This is a genomic window from Aliikangiella coralliicola (genome assembly GCF_007004725.1).
Classification (GTDB): Bacteria; Pseudomonadota; Gammaproteobacteria; order Enterobacterales; family Kangiellaceae; genus Aliikangiella; species Aliikangiella coralliicola.
In genome coordinates this window covers 17,409-35,602 of sequence record NZ_ML660163.1, presented here as the reverse complement: position 1 = coordinate 35,602, position 18,194 = coordinate 17,409, and the positions used below count along the sequence as shown (strand labels likewise).

Sequence of the window (18,194 nt, the reverse complement as noted above, 5' to 3'; positions counted from 1 at the left end):
GTAAAGATGCGACAAGATAACAATATGCAAATGCTCAAAGTAAGTCGTATGCACAAGTTTTGTCAAAGGTGGTTAGAGTTTGTCGCCATTATGCATATTGCTGGTGGGGTCGCCTTGACTCTGCATTTTCCGGAGGCTGTTTGGACCTACTATCAAGGTGAGTTATTCAGCGTTTTTTCTGTAAACACGTCAGCCATTAATGAAGTGAAGTCGATGGTTGACATGTTGGTGAGAATTTTTGGACCAACAGTCGCCAGTTGGGGAATTATGATGCTGTATCTGATAAAGCGGATATCAATACATCAAGACAAAGGGGCGACGTTCATTTTGACCATTGCGGTTCTTGTCTGGTTTACGCTGGATACTTCTCTTTCATTGTTAAATGGAATGACGCTTCATTTAGTTCTCAACTCATCTGCACTTGTTGCAATTTTGTTTCCCGTATATTGGTTGAATGCTAAAGTTCAAAACGAATAAGTAATGGACATAAATAAAAATGCGTAGCAGTTTGGTTAAAAATTGGTTTGGTCCAAAGTTCGATGAACTTCATCCATTACTTCAGAATCTTCATCTTAGTGGAGGTCAACTGGCTGGTGAAATTGAGGTTTCATTTGGTAGTGGTTTAGCAGGAATTATCGGACGAAGAATTGCGAAAAAGTTGGGTATACCTGGTGGTGGCAAGCATCAGCTTGAAGTGTGTATTTCACATCACTCCGATGGTCTTCATTGGGATAGAACCTTTGACGGTAACCAGCAAATGAAATCGATCTTTAAACCTGTAGGAACAATTGAAAGCGGATACTGGCTGGAAAAGACGGGACCGATGAAAATGAAAATAACCGTTGATATTATCGACGGCGGTTGGCATTGGCGGTGTTTGAAATTGAGTTTCTTAAGCATTCCTGTTCCATTATGGATGATTCCTCAATCAAAAGCTTATAAACAAATTGAAGATGGCCAGTATCGATTTTACGTTGGTTTTTTTATGCCTGTTTTAGGGAAGTTATTTTCTTATGGTGGGTTATTAAATACCTAAATCCAGAGTGATAACCATCATTCTGAATTTAGGTTGCTTAAAGGTTCTCGCGTGAAAATAGTTGGACCGCCATCTCGTCAATTTCATCGTAGAGAGCGAGTCTAGATTTCCAATGCTGTGGTATTCCGTCTAAACCATAATAAGCACCAGCAATCTGACCACAAATAGCTGCAGTTGTATCTGCATCATTCCCAATATTGGCTGCTAACAATATGGCTTCTTCAAAGCTATTTGAATGGTAAAAACACCATAATGCTGACTCCAGACTTTCGATGACATAACCGCTACCAGTGAGTTCTTCATAAGACTTGGTAAGAAAGCTACCGTTGGCAAGGTTGATTACTTTAGGTTCGTAAGGTTTGAAACCAGACTCGATTAATATTTTTCTTTTATCCTGACTCGAAAATGCTCTCAAAATCATTGCGGTAAATAATTGACAGCTTTCTATACACTCTGCTGCGCCATGAGTTGTTCTAGAACTTTCACCTGCATAGTGAATCGCGTCATCAAAGTTATTGTGATAAAAAATTGGAATGGGCGCTAATCTCATTAGTGAACCATTACCTGCAGACATTTTATGGGTTGAACCACTGAACGGATTCCCATTATTTTCGTATTCTCTTAACGCGCTACTGACGGTGTAGCCAATATCAAAACAAGTTCCTGTACTACTCATATAACCGAGACGATACCAGTTACAATAGCGATTCATTTGATCTTCAGGGTTAAAGCTCTGTTGTCGAATCAAGCTTTGCGCCAGGCAAAGTGCCATTGAAGTGTCGTCTGTCCATTCGCCTGCATTCAGATTAAATGGGCCACCACCAACCATATCTGAAATTGGTTCGAAAGTTCCTTTCCGTTTAAATTCCAGTGTTGTGCCAACGGCATCGCCCACAGCCAGGCCTATTAAGCATCCGCGAGCAGCGTTATCTAACTTAATTGTTTTTACATCCATCTGTATAAAATCCTCGACTTCATTAAGTTTATTTATTATTTAACGAGCGTAAATTTCCCGCATATAAAAATGCAATTCAGTGTCGCTCGACTTACGATAAAGCTGAGCCATTCTGGTTGCAGTTTGTTTCGATTCACCGCTGATTTCTTCGATGACATTCGCTTTGGTAATTCTTCTTCTAAATCCTGACTTGTTGAGTTTTCCGCCTAATATAATCTCGTAGCACTTTTGTAACTCAGACAAGGTAAATTTTTCTGGTAATACATGTAACGCAATTGTTGTATATTGCGCTTTATTTCTCAGACGTTGAAAAGCATCTTGAATGATATGTTCATGATCAAAAGCCAACTTTTCTTCACATATTCCGTCATCGCTCATTGGGCACCAACGACTTTCCTTTCCAAACTGAACATTGTCGAAATTAACCAGTGAAAAATAGCTGACGGTTACTGACCATCCTCTGGGATCTCGTTTATTATTGCCGGTAGCCCCCAGTTGTTCGAGGTAGGGAGCATCATAGTCCGTTTTTTCCTTCAGTTTTCTCATTGCCGTCTGGTCGATGTTTTTGTCTTTTTTAATATCAATGAAACCACCGGGAATAGCCCATTCATCTTTATAGGGAAAGTCGGCCCGTTTGGTAACTAATACATTCACCTGTTCGTCAATAATGGTGAATATTACGATATCGACGCTTGTAAGTGGCACGTCGTAATCATGGATATTGTAGTTAGCCAAAAATTCTCTTTCGGTCTTTTTCATTGAATTAGCAACTCGCATAAAAATGTTGGTGAATTAATATCGTCAGGTTTTAGCCGTTAACTCTGTTGGCTTTTTAGCCATAGAAGTGCTAAGCCAGTTATTGCGCTCAATTTTTTTTGATTGAGCATTTCCAAAGCAGTTGCTAATTTCACAACATGGGTTTTAATATCTTCGTTTTCACCTGTAGCGCCGAAAACGCCGGAATGATTTAAATCTATTTTCGCAAAGTAAAGGCTTGTTGTTTCGTTAGTTCCGCCCGGGCTCAAATAAAACTCTCCAACGAACTCCGGTGCGTCGCAACGATAACCGGTTTCCTCCAATAACTCTCTTTGAATGGCGATAGATTTATCTTCACCAGGCTCAACGATACCGGCCGGTATTTCATACAACCAAGGATGATCATCATTTTCCAAAGGCCCAATACGAAATTGCTCGGTCAGTAACACTGATTGCTGCTTTTCATCAAACAATATGATTGCAACCGTCGCATTTCGCACCAATACTTCTCGGTTGTGAACAGGACTATTATTGCCATCGAACTGTTTATACTGGATCGCATGTTTCAATATCTTAAAAAAGCCGTCGTAACAAATCGTACTTTTCTTAATGATTTCTTTTTTCACAAATGAACTCCATAGAGTTTTTGGTTAAATATATATCGAGCGACCAGTCCATCCAGGTAGTTCTTAAATCTGGATTCGAATAAAAAATCAGGTCGAGGATAGTCAGCAATTAATTCTCTTATTAAACTACTGTGTACAGGTACTCGTTCGCTAACACTTCTAATATTCCAGCGTTGGAGAATCTCTTCCGACTTGTAAAATTTATTCCAGGTTTCATAACTGGCATTGTCTGGGCCGATTACAAAGGTTAAATCGGCGTCAATACCACTAGTTTTGTATCTTTGTTCTAGTTCAGCTAACACGTCATAAGTGTAAACGGGTCTATCTCTATTCTTCGCTTTATCTTTGTTGTTCTTTTTCGCACTATTTTTCAAATAGATGTCTCTTTCAATATTTGAAGTTAATATTGGCGTTATGTGCTCGTAGTGCATAAATCGCTCAGAGTGATACGACTGAGCCATCATGCTCGCCATGAACAACCGATCATTAAATGGCGCCATTATTTTGCCGAATGGATGCTTATAACTAGGCACCAGCAGTATTTCATCGTAATCCCGGTAGACTTGTTCTATCACATCTTTATGTCCCAGGTGGGGTGGGTTAAAGGCTGAACCGATAATTCCAATTTTCTTGTTTTTCATAATAGTTGACATAATAGTATACGGTGTGTACTATTAATAGTATATCAAGTGCACTATTAAGGCAAGGGTGTAATGAGAATTAGGAATTAGGAATTAGGAATTAGGAATTAGGAATTAGGAATTAGGAATTAGGAACTGAACGACAAACATTATGGGAAAGCATAACTGGAGAGAGAGCATGAAGACCTTAGACGCCAATAAAACCGCCACTTTTGATGTTGATGCCCAATATACCTTTACGCCGGAGTGTCCCGATGAGCTTCCAGTGGAGGGAGGCACGGAGATTGTTGAGGCTTTGAATGAGCAGGCGACATTGGCGAGTATCAGGGTTGGTTCTAAAGATGCACATAGTCCGCAAGCAGTCTGGATCGCGAGCGAAGAAAAACCAATGTACTCTAAGGTTAAGGGGGAAAATGTTGATATTGCCTGGAATCAGCATGCAGTACCGGGAACGAAGGGGTTTGAACTAATAGCGGGTTTGCCAAAGCCGGCGGATTACGATTTTTTTATCTGGAAGGGAGTGGAATTGGACATGCATCCCTATGGCGCCTGTTATCATGATATTGCAAACAAGATGAGTACCGGCGTTATTGAATATTTAAAAGTCAAAGGAATTGAAACCGTTATTGTCGGGGGATTAGCGACTGATTATTGTGTAAAAACGACAGCTCTGCAGCTTCGCCAGGCGGGATTTAATGTTATCGTTAACCTGGAAGCGTGTCGCGGAATTTCTGAAGATACCGTTGAGGTAGCAATTGATGAAATGCGCACAGTTGGAATAAAAATAGTGAATAAAACAGAAGAGTTAAGAGGGTAGGTTATGGCAAACAAACCGGTTATTCAATCGTTACTTGATACCGATTTATATAAGTTAAGTATGATGCAGGTAGTATTACATCACTACCCGGCAGCGGAAGTAGAGTACTTATTTAAGTGTCGCACAGAAGGTGCTGATTTAGCGTCACTAGCCACAGAAATAAGAGATGAAATTTCCCATTTGTGTCAGTTGCGTTTTACGGAGAACGAAATTCACTATCTTAATAAGATTTACTATTTGAAATCGGATTTTGTCCAGTTTCTTAAGCTGTTTCGATTGAATGAAAATTATGTGCGAATAGGTCGGGATGAAGAAGGCCAGTTAGAAATCAAAGTGGTTGGCCCCTGGTTACATACGATCTTGTTTGAAGTACCCATTTTAGCAATTGTTGAAGAAGTCTATAACCGGCATTTCCATGCTGACGTTGATTTAAAAGTAGGTCAGCGTCGCTTGATGGAAAAAACCAGGATGATTAAAGAGCATCCAATGGGCGGACAGTTAAAATTAATGGAGTTTGGTACGCGGCGGCGGTTTGGCCGCAGGTGGCAAAAGCAGGTATTGGAACATTTAAACCGGAGTGTACCTGATAACCTGGTAGGGACCAGTAATGTCTATTACGCGCGAGAAATTGGACTCATGCCACTCGGCACAATGGCGCATGAATATTTGCAAGCATTCCAGGCACTCGGGCCTCGCCTGGTTGATAGTCAAAAGGCGGCACTTGATGTCTGGGCGAAAGAATACCGGGGTGACTTGGGAATTGCTTTAACTGACGTTGTTGGTATTGACGCCTTTCTCAGGGATTTCGATCGCTATTTTGCGAAATTATTCGATGGCGTTAGGCATGATAGTGGATGTCCCTTCGAGTGGGGTAACAAAGTCATTGAGCACTATCAAAAATTAGGTATTGATACGCGGACAAAATCTCTCGTGTTTAGCGATGGTTTGGATATTCCGTTAGCATTCAAGATTCTGGCGGAGTTTGGAGAAAAGACCAATGTGGTATTTGGAATAGGCACAAACCTGACCAATGATGTAGGTGTAAAGCCTTTGAGTATTGTGATGAAAATGGTGAAGTGTAACGGTCAGCCTGTTGCAAAAATTAGTGATAGTCCAGGGAAAACCATGTGTAAAGATGAAGCTTATTTAACCTACTTAAGAAACGTATTTGAACTGAGTTAAATAAATGTCAGGACAATAAATCTCCCGAAATGTCAGACCATTCACCCCCTCTTTAAAAAAGAGAGTGGTTTTGTTCCTTCCTTTGGCAAGGGAGGAGTAGGGAGGATTTATCTAGTAAAAAGCAGGCTTAAAAAGTAACGAGTTTTGTAACTTTTGAAAAAAGATAGGAGAGGCCATCATGAAGTTGTTTTTAGCCCAATTGAATTTCGTCGTTGGTGATATCGAAGGTAATCTGAAGAAAATTCTAACCAGGTACAATGAAGTAAAAAATGAAGAAGGTTTGCTTATTTGTGGTGAGCTTGCATTAACAGGCTATTATCCACAAGATCTTATTGTAAAAGAAAGTGTCATGGAGCGACAGCGAAAAGCGTTGAATACCATTCGCGAGAAAACCTTAAGCCACACATGTGGGATTGTTATCGGTTATATTGCAAAAAACCAACTACCCGTTGGTAAAAAATACCACAACGCTCTCGCTTTGATGAGCAAAGGTGCAAAGGTTTTTGAATATCATAAGCGACTGTTACCGACTTATAACGTGTTTGATGAAGCACGGCACTTTGAACCCGGAAAAGGTTCGAATGTTATTCGGTTCAATAACAAAACTTTAGGGTTTCTGATTTGTGAAGATGCGTGGTCTTATGCTGAAGGTTTTAGATATTGGCATGACCCGGTGAACGAACTTGCGGTCAACAAGCCTGATGTTGTGATTAGTATTAATGCATCGCCAAGTAATCTCGGAAAAATGGAAGAGAGGTTACAGGTTATTGGAAATGTCGCACGAAAAGTTCAAGCGCCAGTCGCCTACGTCAATCAAATCGGTGGAAATGATGAACTTGTCTTTGACGGTGCTAGTTTCGTCGTTGATAAAAAAGGAGATTTGGTGCATAGACTAAAGTCATTTGAGGAAGACTTTGCTGAGATTGATTTTGGTGAAGTTGTAAAGCGAGCTGCTGGCTGTTGGAAAATCACTGAGAATGAATTGTTATTGAAGCAAACTGTCTTGGGAATTAAAGATTATGTTCAAAAGTGCGGCTTTAGCAAAGTTGTTATCGGTTCTTCCGGAGGGATCGATTCCGCGGTAACAATCGCGATTTGTGCCCGAGCTTTGGGCGCTGAGAACGTGACGGCGATTACGATGCCATCTCGATATTCATCAAGTGGAAGTGTAAGTGACTCTGAAGTGTTATGTAAAAATTTGGGCGTTCGATTATTGAAAGCATCAATTGAGCAAGAGTTTAGTATTGCAGTTAGTCGGTTTGAATCAATGACTGGCGAAATGCCTTCTGGGTTAACACGTGAGAATATTCAAGCTCGAATTCGCGGTAGGATTTTAATGGAATACAGCAACCATTTTGGCGCGCTGGTTATTTCTACCGGCAACAAGAGCGAAATGAGCGTTGGTTATGCAACACTTTATGGTGATATGAATGGTGGCGTAAATCCACTTGGTGATCTTTATAAAATGGAAGTTTATGGATTAGCAAACTTTGTTAATGAGGAATCTGGGAAAAGCATTATTCCGAAGTCGATAATCGAGAAAGCACCCAGTGCTGAATTGTCTGAAGATCAAAAAGATAGCGACTCACTACCCGATTACCCGATTCTGGACGCAATACTGAAACTCTATATCGAAGGTGATTTATTAGGCGCGGAAGAAAAGGAATCTTGTGAACAATTGATTGAGCGAGCTAATTACTCGAAATCAGAAATCAGGAGAATTCACGCGATGGTAGATAAGGCCGAGTTTAAGCGACGTCAGGCACCGCCGATTATTCGAGTCCAGAAGAGAAGTTTTGGCATGGGAAGGTGGCTGCCGGTTGCAGCGAAGTATTAGAGGAATAGAAAGAGGTATCAATGATGAAAATTATTAAGGGCGATTTAATTATGCTTGCCGAAGAAGGCAAGTTTGACGTGATTATTCATGGCTGTAATTGTCTTTGCAACATGGGAAGTGGTATTGCCAGGACCATCAAAGATAAGTACCCAGAGGTTTATGTGGCTGATTGTGAAACCAAAAAAGGAGATAAAGAAAAGCTCGGAAAATACTCTTTTGTTGCAGTCAATGGTGACAATCAATTTACAGTCATTAATGCGTACACGCAGTATGCTTATAGTCGTGACAAAGTCGATGTAGATTACGACGCTGTTCGAAGCGTATTTAAATTAATTAAACGAGATTTCTCTGGTTTGAGAATTGGCTGTCCGCTCATTGGCGCTGGTTTAGCTGGAGGCGATTGGAATATCATTGCTTCAATCATCGATGAGGAGTTAGCTGGCGAGGAGCATACGCTTGTAGAATTTGAAAAGTGAGAAATAAATGAAAAATAAAATCACAAAAACTTCAAAGTTCCTGAGTTATGTTTTGAGACATAATCCCGGTGAAATTGGAATTGAGCTAGATGAAAACGGCTGGGTTGCAATTGAACAGTTGATTGAAAAGTCAAATCAAAAGGGGAAGGATATATCAAAGGCGTTACTTTTTGAAGTAGTTGAAACGAATGATAAGCAAAGGTTCGCGATTAGCTCGGACGGAGCAATGATTCGAGCTAATCAGGGTCATAGCATTGATATTGAACTGGATTTAAAACCGCAGACGCCACCTGATAAGCTATTACATGGAACGGCAGTAAAGTGGTTAGATGCGATCAAGGTTGATGGACTTGTGAAGAAAAACCGACATCATGTGCATCTTACTGAAAATCGAGCCGTGGCCAGTTCCGTTGGTCGTCGTTTTGGTAAGTTAGTACTTTTGGAAATTGACGCTAAACAGATGTGTGAGGACGGAATTGAGTTTTATGTAACAGCTAATGGTGTTTGGTTGGTTAACTCGGTTCCGCCTGAATATCTAAAGGAAATAGATGAGTAATAGAACTCAAATGAGTGAGTAAAAAACAATGAAAGAAATAGAAAAAATTAGAAGTAAAAAAGAACTTATCGACTATTTAGCTAGAGGCAAAAAAGCCAAGTATCTATGCTTTTGGGGGCATACCGAAAAAGATAAAAATATCGTAACCAAAACATGTTTCAGTCAATGGTATGTATCTCCTTTTACGGTAGATAATGTGTGCTATAAAACGGCAGAGCATTTTATGATGGCTGAAAAGGCAAGGTTGTTCGGTGATGAGGAAGTACTCAATAAGATTATTGAATCTAAACACCCGCACCAAGCTAAGAAACTGGGGCGGCAAGTGACTGGTTTTGATAATGGGGTGTGGGACAAAAACTGCTTCGATATTGTCGTCAAAGGTAATGTTGAGAAATTCGAACAAAATGAAAGTTTGAAGGCGTTCTTGGTGGGGACTGGTAGTCGGGTTTTAGTCGAAGCCAGTCCGGTTGATAAAATCTGGGGAGTCGGATTAGCAGAGGAGCATGAGGATGCAGTAAATCCATTTAAGTGGAAAGGTTTGAATTTGCTCGGTTTTGTATTGATGGAAGTGCGAGAGCGGTTGAAGAGTTTGTAAAAAACGGCTAACGCCAAGAATAAAATTATAAATCACTTGGAAAGTAGAAATGAATAGGAACAAGAGAGCAAATATCGCTCAGGAAACTCTAGAAATCATAGAGAGAGGAAGCTATATCAACTCGAAAGGTGAAAATGTTGAGCTAGCTCAAGATATCAAAAAAGCTGTTGATAGCAGCGTACACTATGATGAACTAGCGCTAAACAATTTAAGCGATAAGGTAACAGATGTACTTGCTAATTGTGACCAAGGTAAGTTTTTAGGCTATTTGGTTGAGAATTGCACTACTTTTGAGGGGGCTCAAACGCTACTAAAGCAATTTAATGATGTTCTATGTTTAAATTTTGCTTCTGCAAAAAATCCCGGGGGAGGTTTTCTCGGGGGCAGTCAAGCACAAGAAGAAGCTCTTGCTCGTGCTTCCGCTTTGTATCCATGCCTAACTAAGCATATGGATATGTACCTAAAAAATCGAGAGGAAAACAAAGTACTTTATAGTCATGATATGATCTATTCGAAAGATGTTCCGGTTTTTAGAAATGAGGCCGGGGAACTTTTCGACAAACCATATACCGTTTCCTTTATTACATCGGCAGCTGTTAATGCTGGTGTTGCGTTAAGGAAGGAACCTGGGTGTGAATTCAAAATTAGAAGAGAAATGAAAGACAGAGCGAGACACGTTCTTTCAGTTGCTATCGAAAATGGCCATGAGTTAATTGTCTTGGGGGCTTGGGGGTGCGGTGTGTTTAGAAATAGACCTGAGGTCGTTGCATCGATATTTTATGAGTTGATGGAATATGAAGGATTTAAATATGCATTTCGAAAAGTAGGTTTTTCGGTTTTAGATCTTACGAAAAGCCTTGAAATTTATAATGTGTTTTCCAGAAAGTTTTGTGACAAAAAATAACGTTAAATAAAAAGGGAACCTGCATTGGAAATAAGAAAATTAAATATGCTACGCGGATTAGCTGCAATGATCGTGTTGATAACGCATTTCAGCGACGCGACTGGCTGGCTTGACACTCGTTTAGGAGGGCGTGCCGGTCAATATGGTGTTATGTTGTTTTTTATGCTCAGCGGTTTTTTAATGTCCTATCTTTATCTTGATAAGGCGTTTAGCAGAAAAAATATTAAGCAATACATCCTTGCGAGAAGTGGAAGAGTATTGCCGTTATATTTGTTGGTTGTTTTTGTTTCTTATTTATCAAATTACCTTGGACATGAAGTTTTATACGAAATATCCGATTGGCAAAAACTAATATCTCATTTAATTTTTCTTGATGGCGAAAGTGTTTTATGGACGATAGCGCCGGAAATTCATTTTTACGCAATATTTTTAGTGTTTTGGTATTTAGGTGCCTGGAGACCAGGATATACTTATGTGGTAGTTATCGCATCGCTTATTTTACTATTTTTAACCAACTTTCCTCGGCCACATGGTGACTTCCACGGATTGCATTATGACTTTCACCTTTTTAGAAGCTTGCCATACTTCTTTATTGGAGTTTTGTTGGGGATGCATTATAAGTCACTTAAAGTCCCTGAATATCTTAGAAAAAACTGGTTTATCCTGGCGCTTGTATTGATTCCCATATTATATCCGCAATTTTCTCCGGTAACATCGGATGCGAAACATAGAATGTGGTTAAGTTATGAAGTGCTTTTTGTGATGTCAACGGTGTTCTTTTGTATTCTGTTTTTAGTTCCCGATAATAATGTTTTACTCTCTAATAGGCTCGGTGACTTTCTTGGGAAGATTTCTTTTTCATTATATTTACTGCATATGCCATTATTACCTCTGGTGAATAAATTGAATGTACCAATTGAATTGAAGCTTGTAGTATTCGTTTTAGTGAGTCTATTAGTTGCCTATGTATCCTATCGATTTATAGAGAAACCATCAGCAAAATTTGTGAGAGGCTTATCGTTTAAGACCGTAGGTTGGGTTGACGAAGGAAACCCAACAACTAAGCTTGAAGTTAAAACGAAATCTTAAAAGTTTGAAGGCTAATTTTAATGACTAAAGCTTTTATGTTGGTTTTCAAATTGTTGACTACTTTAAAGATATTGAGGTTGCTTTTGGGTTTCCTTCGTCAACCCAACCTACCGTGCTCACTAAACCTCAAAGTCTACAAATAACCTAAGTTCCCTGAGATAACTATCTCTTCTCGTAATAAAATTGATTTTAACTCCTCCGTTAGCGGTAAAACCGTTTTTTATTATCTATACTTGCTGAGAATAGGATATGGGTGGGCGTCATTTTGGAAAGGTAGATATTTAAAGAATCGATAATATTTCATCTCTGTATTAAGCAGATCATCATTAAAACCAGCGATGTGTAGGGTTTTAATTGATCACATTATTAAAATAAGTGAGCGTGGGTAAGTCTTATGTTTGCTTATTGTAACTACCATGCCCCCAAGTTAGTTCTAAGTATTTATTCTTATTGTTAGTTCTTACAAATAATTCGTTAGCAAAGATTAAACTTCTAAAGTGTCGGTAGTCGTTCAGCGATAAAACGGAAGATTTACAATAACTAGAAGGAGATTAGGTTATGTCCGATGATGTTAGCTTTTTTCTTAATGGTGAATTAATCAATGTTAAAAGCCCTCCACCAGATCTGTTGCTTATTGATTTTCTGCGCTCTCCGGATATTAGTCTCAGTGGTGCGAAAAAAGGGTGCGGACAAGGTGGTTGTGGTGCGTGTACCGTTATTTTATCTAATTGGAATGACAAAACTAATCAAGTAGAGCATCGTTCGATTAATTCTTGTTTGAGAGCTGTTTGTTCATTACAAGGACTGGTGATTACAACTGTTGAAGGCACCAGTGGCGTAAAACGACTACCTCCAGAGTATCCTAAACATGTGTTAGCTCCAACCCGAGGCGGCACGCCATTTAACCTTCGGGATTCTAAGGAAATAAAACTATCAGAAAAAGCCGCACAGAAACTCCGTAAAAGCGCAATTGATACTAAGGGGCAAGATAAAGCTGTCAAAAAGTTCTGTTTTGATAAGAGTATTAATCCTGTTGCCTATAAACTGGCAGTGAATAATGGGACTCAATGTGGTTATTGCTCCACCGGATTTGTGATGAACATGTCTGCTTTTTTGGTGAATAACCCTAAGCCGACCAAGAAGCAGATCGAAGAAGCGTTTGATGGCAATATATGCCGTTGTACTGGTTATCGACCGATTCTGACAGCGATGAAAACCTTTGCCGTTGATTGGAGCAAAGAAGATGAAAAGCACAGGATGAAGTGTCTGACTGACGATCAGGTGGATGCTCAGTGTGTCGGTACAGAAGTTGAAATTCCTTTTCCTAAAGCGGCGAAACGGAATACCGAGGGAGTTAATTTACACGGAGAACAGCAGATATGGCTAACGCCTGATAACATCTGCGAGTTACTTGGAATTTATCAAAAATATTCGTTTGACGATATTTACCTGATTCATGCAAATACATCCTTCGGCGTTTATACGCAAGACTTTCTGGAAACAAAAGTACTGGTTAACATCAGCCGGATTCGAGAGTTATATGGAATTGAGTCGAATGACAATTGGTTAAAGGTTGGAGCCGGTACAACTTATACTGATTTTCTTGAGTATCTTGATAAATTTATAAAAAAACGAGATCTTTCTCAAACCACTGCCGCCGGTGCCTTACAATTTATGGCACACCGAACTGCCGGAACTATCGTGAGGAACGCGGCGTCCCTCGCTGGAAATTCGATGCTCGTGCTTAAACATATTAAAAAAGGTACGGGCGAGCCTTTTCCCTCAGATTTATTCACAGTTTTATCAGCTTTAAATGCTAGCATTCGCTATGTGAACCTGGAAAACGGTGACACCAAGGAAAAAACGGTTGAGCTATTGATAGAAGCGGTGCGCAAAGATCAAAAGCTTGCCAGTCAAATTCTTTTACTATCATACGACATTCCACTTGATGACAAAGATGAAGTTATTCTGGCGCAAAAAGTTGCGCTACGTGATATTAATGCACATAGCATTGTCAATAGTACTTCGCGACTAAAACTCTCCTCTGACTTAAAAGTCGAAAGCGTTAACCTGACCTTTGGCGCTATTGCCCCATTTCCGTGGCGAGCGCGTAAAACCGAAGAAATTATTATTGGCAGAAAGTTGTCATTAAAAAATTATTCGAAAGTCGGTGAGGTCTTAGCTAAAGAAGTCGCTGAAACACTGGAAGAGTGGGCACCACGAATGCGAGGTGTCGAATACGAGGGATTCAGTGATCAATATCGAGTGGAACTTGCTGTTGGGTTTGTCTATAAGTTATATGTCACAGCCTTATTACAAAAAGATGAAAAATCAGTACCGCCGGCTGTACGTTCTGCGGGAGAAATTACCTGGGGCAACTGGCCTGTTAGCGATGGGCGACAGTATTACAAAAATCAGGCTTACAAAGCACCGGTGTCACAGCCTTATATAAAATTAATGGCGCTATACCAAACTTCTGGACAGGTCAGATACACCCACGAAATGGAAGTGCCGCCGACGGCTGTTAATGCGTCTTTTGTTCAGAGCGAAAGAGCGTTAGCTAATTATTGTTTTAGAAATCCTGATACCAAAGAGCATCCGATATCGGCAAGAAAATTAAGTGCACTGTTAACAAAGAAGTTTCCCGAGTTTACTCGTTTGATCACTTACAAAGATGTTCCGACTGGCGGCCTTAATTACCAGGGGATTGGTGGAGACCAACCTATTTTTGCCGAAAAAATAGTGAGTTACGTTGGTCAATCAATTGCTTTGGCTGTTGCAAAGGAAGAAACTGAAGCGAATTTAATCGCTGAATTTATTACCGAACACTGCATTCACTATGAACCAGTTGATTGGCCGAAAGCCTGGCGAGAGCCAGTACTTGGATTAGACGATGCCATTGCTCGTGGCAGCATTTTTCCAGATGGCCCCAAGTCTGCTTCTTATGTGACCCATATATGGAAAATAATTCGTCACAATAGTGATTTAAGTTGGACGAAAAACAAAAAGCCATTAGATAAATCAATTGAACGCCGCACTGCAGATGTTGATGGTGTTTCTTGTGTTGTAGTTGAAAACACCCAGGCAAGTGGCGGACAGGTTCACTTTTATATGGAGACTCAATCTTGCGTTGCAATGCCTAATGAAGCAGAAAGACTAACATTCCATCCATCGTCACAGAGTCCGATGGGAATGCACCAGACCGCGGCTTCTGTTCTAGGTGTTGAACACAATCAAGTTGAGATCGCTGTGCGACAGTTAGGTGGTGGTTATGGTGGAAAAACCGAGCCGGCAAAATTTGTAATTGGCGCGTCAGCTGTGGCTGCGAAAACCATGCAGAAACCTGTTAGGTTGGTTATGCCGAGAGATAATGACACAAGCATGATCGGTAAGCGACATCCCTATTATGGACAGTATCAGATTGCGATTGATTCCGGGGAAACAAACCCTGAAAACAAAGGGATTATACGCGGGATGGATTTCAATTTTTACGGTGATGGTGGCGCTTTTTATGATTGCTCTTTTATCGTTTCCAATTGCCTCCAGCTACGCGTTGATAATGCCTATATGGTGGAAAACTTCCAAAGCACGCTCGACGTTTGCAGAACCAATACCGCGCCCAACACGGCAATGCGATCGTTTGGTGATATTCAGGGAAAAATAATTACAGAAAATGCGATTGATGACGCGGCGTTTTCTATTGGCATGGATCCGAATGATGTGAGGGAGAAAAATCTTTACCAGCGAGGTGATGTGACTCCCTTCGGTCAGGCGTTGAGTTATTGTTATATTCGAGAAGTTTGGCAGTACTTAAAACAAGTCAGCGAAATCGATAGCCGCAAAAAAGAGATCGAAAAATTTAATAAGCTTAACAAGTGGAAAAAGCGTGGAATTTATATGATTCCGGTGAAGTACGGATCTGGCTATAACCTGGTCCAACTGGAGCAAGCTAGCGCGTTGATTTCTGTTTATTCCGGTGACGGCTCAATCATTATCAACCAGGGCGGTGTTGATATGGGCCAAGGCATGGTCACCAAAATTGAGCAAATTGCTGCTTATATTTTGAATGTGCCTATGGACTTGATCCAAATTCAATTTGCTAAGACCGATGTGATCCCTAACCCAACAAGCACCGGTGGTTCAACCGGTACCGCCTATAACGGTTTGGCAGTTAAACAAACTTGTGAAAGATTGCGAGGTCGTTTATTAGAATTTGGCCACATGATGCTTAAAGAAAAAGGCGATCAGTGGTGTCGAGAAAACGGTGTCGATTTTTGGAATTATGGCGAAAAAGGTTGGGCTGCAAAAGCATCGACTGGTAATAATATTATCTGGCAAAACCTGGTTGCTCTTGCCTATCGCGAGCGAGTGAGTTTGGTGGAAAGCTTCAACGCCCGAGTTCCCGGCGGAACAACTGGCGTACCTGCAATGATTTTTAAACCAGAATCAGAGCAAAAACCAATACCTGGAATTGAATTAGCCGGTCAACCCATTGGTGGTGAAGTTGATTCATTCTGCGGCTTTACTTATTCAGCTGCTTGCTCGGAAGTGGAAGTCGATATTCTTACTGGCGAAGTTAAAATTATTCGCTCTGACTTAATGTACGACATGGGCTGGAGCTTAAACCCCGCACTCGATATTGGACAAGTTGAAGGCGCTTTTATTCAAGGTGTCGGTTATGTGATGACAGAAAAATTAGTGTTTGAACCTGACGGTGATGAAAAAGGCAGACTCAATACAGTGAACACCTGGCGTTACAAACCACCGGCCACGACTAATATTCCTTTAGAACTGAACGTCCATCTATTTCCGCGTGATAAAGCTGCGAATGTACCGGAAAACCCCAACGATTTACTCTCGGCGAAAGAGGTTGGTGAGCCACCTCTGGTGTTAGCTGCCAGCGTGTTTCTGGCAATTAAAGCAGCAGTGCGAGCTTCACGGGTTGAACGTGGTTTGGATGGTATTTTCAAAATGGACGCGCCGGCGACAGTGCAGGAAGTTTCAAAAGCTTGCGCGGTTGATCTTTCTGAAAAGTAACTAAACGGTTTAACGAAACGATAGTCGGCGAAGTTAATGAGCAGGCAGATTTGTGATTACTTTCCGACTATCTAGTTTATGAAAACCGCACCTTATAAAAATCGTATCGCAGACTTTACTTGGGTGTGTTAACAACTGATAGAGGGAGCTATGACCAATCAATATTTAAAACCGAATCGAAAAGCGCTAAAGAAAATCAAACACATTGTTGTGTTAATGATGGAAAACCGGTCGTTCGATAACATGTTAGGCTGGTTGTACGATGAACAGAAACCGCCCCATGATCAATATTTTGAGGGGCTGCGCGATAATTACTGGAATCCGCTCAATAATATTGATTCCGACGGCATGCCATTTATCGAGCAAGTATACGTTCGAAAAAATGGCGAAGCTCCCAGGTATGGGCCGAGAAAGCTAAAAGAAAAAAAATACGACGAAGATTTTTGTTTTCCCAATCCTGATCCGGGAGAAGGGTTCAGAGACACCAATCATCAATTGTTCCAACATTACGAAATCGGGCAACTTTATCCACCAACTCCGGTGAATACAGGATTTGTTAATAACTATGCGAATGCAATGTTGTATGGTGCTTATTCTTTCGGCGATACGCCGACTGATCCTAGAAATATCATGGCTTGTTACACACCGGAGCAAACACCGGTGCTTAGTACATTAGCGAAAAAGTTTGCCGTCTGTGATCATTGGCATTGCTCGGTTCCTAGCCAGACATTACCAAATCGAGATTTTGTTCACGCAGCCACGTCAACGGGATTTGTTAACAACAAACCAACTGCGCAATGTGACGCGAAAACAATTTACCAGCTCATTCAAGATGAGATCGATGGTGGTAGAAAAGAGCTGAGCTGGATGGTTTATGGTGGAGAAAAAGATGGTAAGCCATTTTCACTAACACAAACGATTATGACTCAACTGCATGATCCAAAATTCAAGAAAAACTTCCAGCCTATTTCTAAATTTATCAAAGCTTGTAAAAGTGGGAAGTTACCCAGTTATTCCTTTTTAGAGCCGCAGTTTTCCGGGCCACTGCAAAACGACCAGCATCCGTCTCAGGATATCCGGCCGGGTGAGCATTTGATGGCGAAAGTTTACAATGCAATCATCAAATCTCCGGCCTGGAAAGAGACGCTTTTCGTGATTACTTACGATGAACACGGTGGTTGTTATGACCATGTTGCGCCTGGAAACGCCGAGCCGCCAGACGGATATCCGGGCAAGCCCGGGCAAGATGGTTTTTTGTTTAACCGATTTGGTGTTCGGGTTCCCGCAGTTGTCATTTCTCCCTGGGTAAAAGCTGGAACAATTGGCCGTCCATCTGGATATGTTCCTTTCGATCACACCTCAATTATTGCGACTGTTCGACATTGTTTTGATTTACCGGGATACCTGACAATGAGAGATAAGCATGCGCCCGATTTGAGTTGTTTGCTAACACTTAAACGCGCGCGTCGTGACTTTCCTAAGGTGACGCCATTGCCTTTACCGAAAGGATTAAAAGATCCGCAACAAGATAACGACTTACAAACTAATGCTGCGGAAGTTTTGGAAAAAGTTTCAGGTATAAAAAGAAATAAAAATGAAATGCTCCATGATTATTTGCACCGTGCTTATCATCGGCATTTTACCAAGCGTTAACTGCTGTTTAGTCGACATGATTAACCATCATTTT

The 18,194-nt window shown here is 40.8% G+C and carries 16 protein-coding genes; 12 read left to right on the top strand and 4 right to left on the bottom strand.

Annotation, left to right across the window (positions count from 1 at the left end):
- Positions 1 to 6 precede the first annotated feature (6 nt).
- Both FLL46_RS09255 and FLL46_RS09250 read left to right on the top strand, forming a co-directional pair.
- Entirely contained in the window at positions 7 to 477 is a 471-nt protein-coding gene (locus tag FLL46_RS09255) for a hypothetical protein (protein ID WP_142893233.1), read from the top strand.
- Positions 478 to 496: 19 nt separating this feature from the next.
- Positions 497 to 1,036 (top strand): DUF4166 domain-containing protein, encoded by a 540-nt coding sequence (locus tag FLL46_RS09250; RefSeq protein ID WP_142893232.1) that lies wholly within the window; start codon positions 497 to 499, stop codon positions 1,034 to 1,036.
- 37 nt (positions 1,037 to 1,073) lie between these two features.
- On the opposite strand, the gene FLL46_RS09245 is transcribed toward FLL46_RS09250, so the two are convergent.
- Genes FLL46_RS09245 through FLL46_RS09230 form a run of 4 tightly spaced genes read right to left on the bottom strand, consistent with a single transcriptional unit; the run spans position 1,074 to position 4,014 of the window.
- Positions 1,074 to 1,991, bottom strand: a complete 918-nt coding sequence (locus FLL46_RS09245) for an ADP-ribosylglycohydrolase family protein (protein WP_142893231.1) — start codon at positions 1,989 to 1,991, stop codon at positions 1,074 to 1,076.
- Positions 1,992 to 2,030: 39 nt separating this feature from the next.
- Positions 2,031 to 2,750, bottom strand: a complete 720-nt coding sequence (locus tag FLL46_RS09240; RefSeq protein ID WP_142893230.1) for an NUDIX hydrolase — start codon at positions 2,748 to 2,750, stop codon at positions 2,031 to 2,033.
- Positions 2,751 to 2,806: 56 nt separating this feature from the next.
- Positions 2,807 to 3,373 (bottom strand): NUDIX domain-containing protein, encoded by a 567-nt coding sequence (locus FLL46_RS09235; protein ID WP_142893229.1) that lies wholly within the window; start codon positions 3,371 to 3,373, stop codon positions 2,807 to 2,809.
- Positions 3,370 to 4,014: a nucleotidyl transferase family protein gene (locus FLL46_RS09230; protein ID WP_168204106.1), complete on the bottom strand. Its 645-nt coding sequence runs from the start codon at positions 4,012 to 4,014 to the stop codon at positions 3,370 to 3,372. Before FLL46_RS09230 ends, FLL46_RS09235 begins: the two co-directional genes overlap by 4 nt.
- Positions 4,015 to 4,192: 178 nt before the next feature.
- On the opposite strand from FLL46_RS09230, the gene FLL46_RS09225 reads away from it, so the two are divergent.
- The 10 genes from FLL46_RS09225 to FLL46_RS09180 all read left to right on the top strand — a co-directional run bounded on the left by FLL46_RS09225 (position 4,193) and on the right by FLL46_RS09180 (position 18,160).
- Positions 4,193 to 4,831 (top strand): isochorismatase family protein, encoded by a 639-nt coding sequence (locus tag FLL46_RS09225; RefSeq protein ID WP_142893227.1) that lies wholly within the window; start codon positions 4,193 to 4,195, stop codon positions 4,829 to 4,831.
- Between the two features lie 3 nt (positions 4,832 to 4,834).
- The gene (pncB, locus tag FLL46_RS09220) at positions 4,835 to 6,013 is read left to right on the top strand and encodes a nicotinate phosphoribosyltransferase (RefSeq protein WP_142893226.1); all 1,179 of its coding nucleotides are present in this window, start codon (positions 4,835 to 4,837) and stop codon (positions 6,011 to 6,013) included.
- Positions 6,014 to 6,191: 178 nt separating this feature from the next.
- Positions 6,192 to 7,850, top strand: coding sequence for an NAD+ synthase (locus FLL46_RS09215; RefSeq protein WP_210418652.1), 1,659 nt, complete (start codon positions 6,192 to 6,194; stop codon positions 7,848 to 7,850).
- Positions 7,851 to 7,870: 20 nt separating this feature from the next.
- Positions 7,871 to 8,326, top strand: coding sequence for a macro domain-containing protein (locus FLL46_RS09210; protein WP_246119293.1), 456 nt, complete (start codon positions 7,871 to 7,873; stop codon positions 8,324 to 8,326).
- Between the two features lie 7 nt (positions 8,327 to 8,333).
- The gene (locus tag FLL46_RS09205) at positions 8,334 to 8,882 is read left to right on the top strand and encodes an RNA 2'-phosphotransferase (RefSeq protein WP_142893224.1); all 549 of its coding nucleotides are present in this window, start codon (positions 8,334 to 8,336) and stop codon (positions 8,880 to 8,882) included.
- Positions 8,883 to 8,910: 28 nt separating this feature from the next.
- Positions 8,911 to 9,477 carry a riboflavin biosynthesis intermediates N-glycosidase gene (locus tag FLL46_RS09200; protein WP_142893223.1) on the top strand — a complete coding sequence of 189 codons (567 nt, stop codon included), beginning with the start codon at positions 8,911 to 8,913 and terminating at the stop codon, positions 9,475 to 9,477.
- A gap of 49 nt (positions 9,478 to 9,526) precedes the next feature.
- Complete coding sequence (locus tag FLL46_RS09195) at positions 9,527 to 10,381, top strand: TIGR02452 family protein (RefSeq protein WP_142893222.1); 855 nt, start codon at positions 9,527 to 9,529, stop codon at positions 10,379 to 10,381.
- A gap of 24 nt (positions 10,382 to 10,405) precedes the next feature.
- Positions 10,406 to 11,470, top strand: coding sequence for an acyltransferase family protein (locus tag FLL46_RS09190; RefSeq protein WP_142893221.1), 1,065 nt, complete (start codon positions 10,406 to 10,408; stop codon positions 11,468 to 11,470).
- Positions 11,471 to 12,028: 558 nt separating this feature from the next.
- Complete coding sequence (locus tag FLL46_RS09185; RefSeq protein WP_142893220.1) at positions 12,029 to 16,507, top strand: molybdopterin cofactor-binding domain-containing protein; 4,479 nt, start codon at positions 12,029 to 12,031, stop codon at positions 16,505 to 16,507.
- A 150-nt stretch (positions 16,508 to 16,657) separates the two neighbouring features.
- Entirely contained in the window at positions 16,658 to 18,160 is a 1,503-nt protein-coding gene (locus tag FLL46_RS09180; protein ID WP_142893219.1) for an alkaline phosphatase family protein, read from the top strand.
- Positions 18,161 to 18,194: the final 34 nt, after the last annotated feature.

Bases quoted from the DNA above. Each gene is read 5' to 3' on its own strand.
- FLL46_RS09255 (WP_142893233.1), top strand. From the start codon at position 7: ATGCGACAAGATAACAATATGCAAATGCTCAAAGTAAGTCGTATGCAC.
- FLL46_RS09250 (WP_142893232.1), top strand. From the start codon at position 497: ATGCGTAGCAGTTTGGTTAAAAATTGGTTTGGTCCAAAGTTCGATGAA.
- FLL46_RS09245 (WP_142893231.1), bottom strand. From the start codon at position 1,991: ATGGATGTAAAAACAATTAAGTTAGATAACGCTGCTCGCGGATGCTTA.
- FLL46_RS09240 (WP_142893230.1), bottom strand. From the start codon at position 2,750: ATGAAAAAGACCGAAAGAGAATTTTTGGCTAACTACAATATCCATGAT.
- FLL46_RS09230 (WP_168204106.1), bottom strand. From the start codon at position 4,014: ATGAAAAACAAGAAAATTGGAATTATCGGTTCAGCCTTTAACCCACCC.
- FLL46_RS09225 (WP_142893227.1), top strand. From the start codon at position 4,193: ATGAAGACCTTAGACGCCAATAAAACCGCCACTTTTGATGTTGATGCC.
- pncB (WP_142893226.1), top strand. From the start codon at position 4,835: ATGGCAAACAAACCGGTTATTCAATCGTTACTTGATACCGATTTATAT.
- FLL46_RS09215 (WP_210418652.1), top strand. From the start codon at position 6,192: ATGAAGTTGTTTTTAGCCCAATTGAATTTCGTCGTTGGTGATATCGAA.
- FLL46_RS09210 (WP_246119293.1), top strand. From the start codon at position 7,871: ATGATGAAAATTATTAAGGGCGATTTAATTATGCTTGCCGAAGAAGGC.
- FLL46_RS09205 (WP_142893224.1), top strand. From the start codon at position 8,334: ATGAAAAATAAAATCACAAAAACTTCAAAGTTCCTGAGTTATGTTTTG.
- FLL46_RS09200 (WP_142893223.1), top strand. From the start codon at position 8,911: ATGAAAGAAATAGAAAAAATTAGAAGTAAAAAAGAACTTATCGACTAT.
- FLL46_RS09195 (WP_142893222.1), top strand. From the start codon at position 9,527: ATGAATAGGAACAAGAGAGCAAATATCGCTCAGGAAACTCTAGAAATC.
- FLL46_RS09185 (WP_142893220.1), top strand. From the start codon at position 12,029: ATGTCCGATGATGTTAGCTTTTTTCTTAATGGTGAATTAATCAATGTT.
- FLL46_RS09180 (WP_142893219.1), top strand. From the start codon at position 16,658: ATGACCAATCAATATTTAAAACCGAATCGAAAAGCGCTAAAGAAAATC.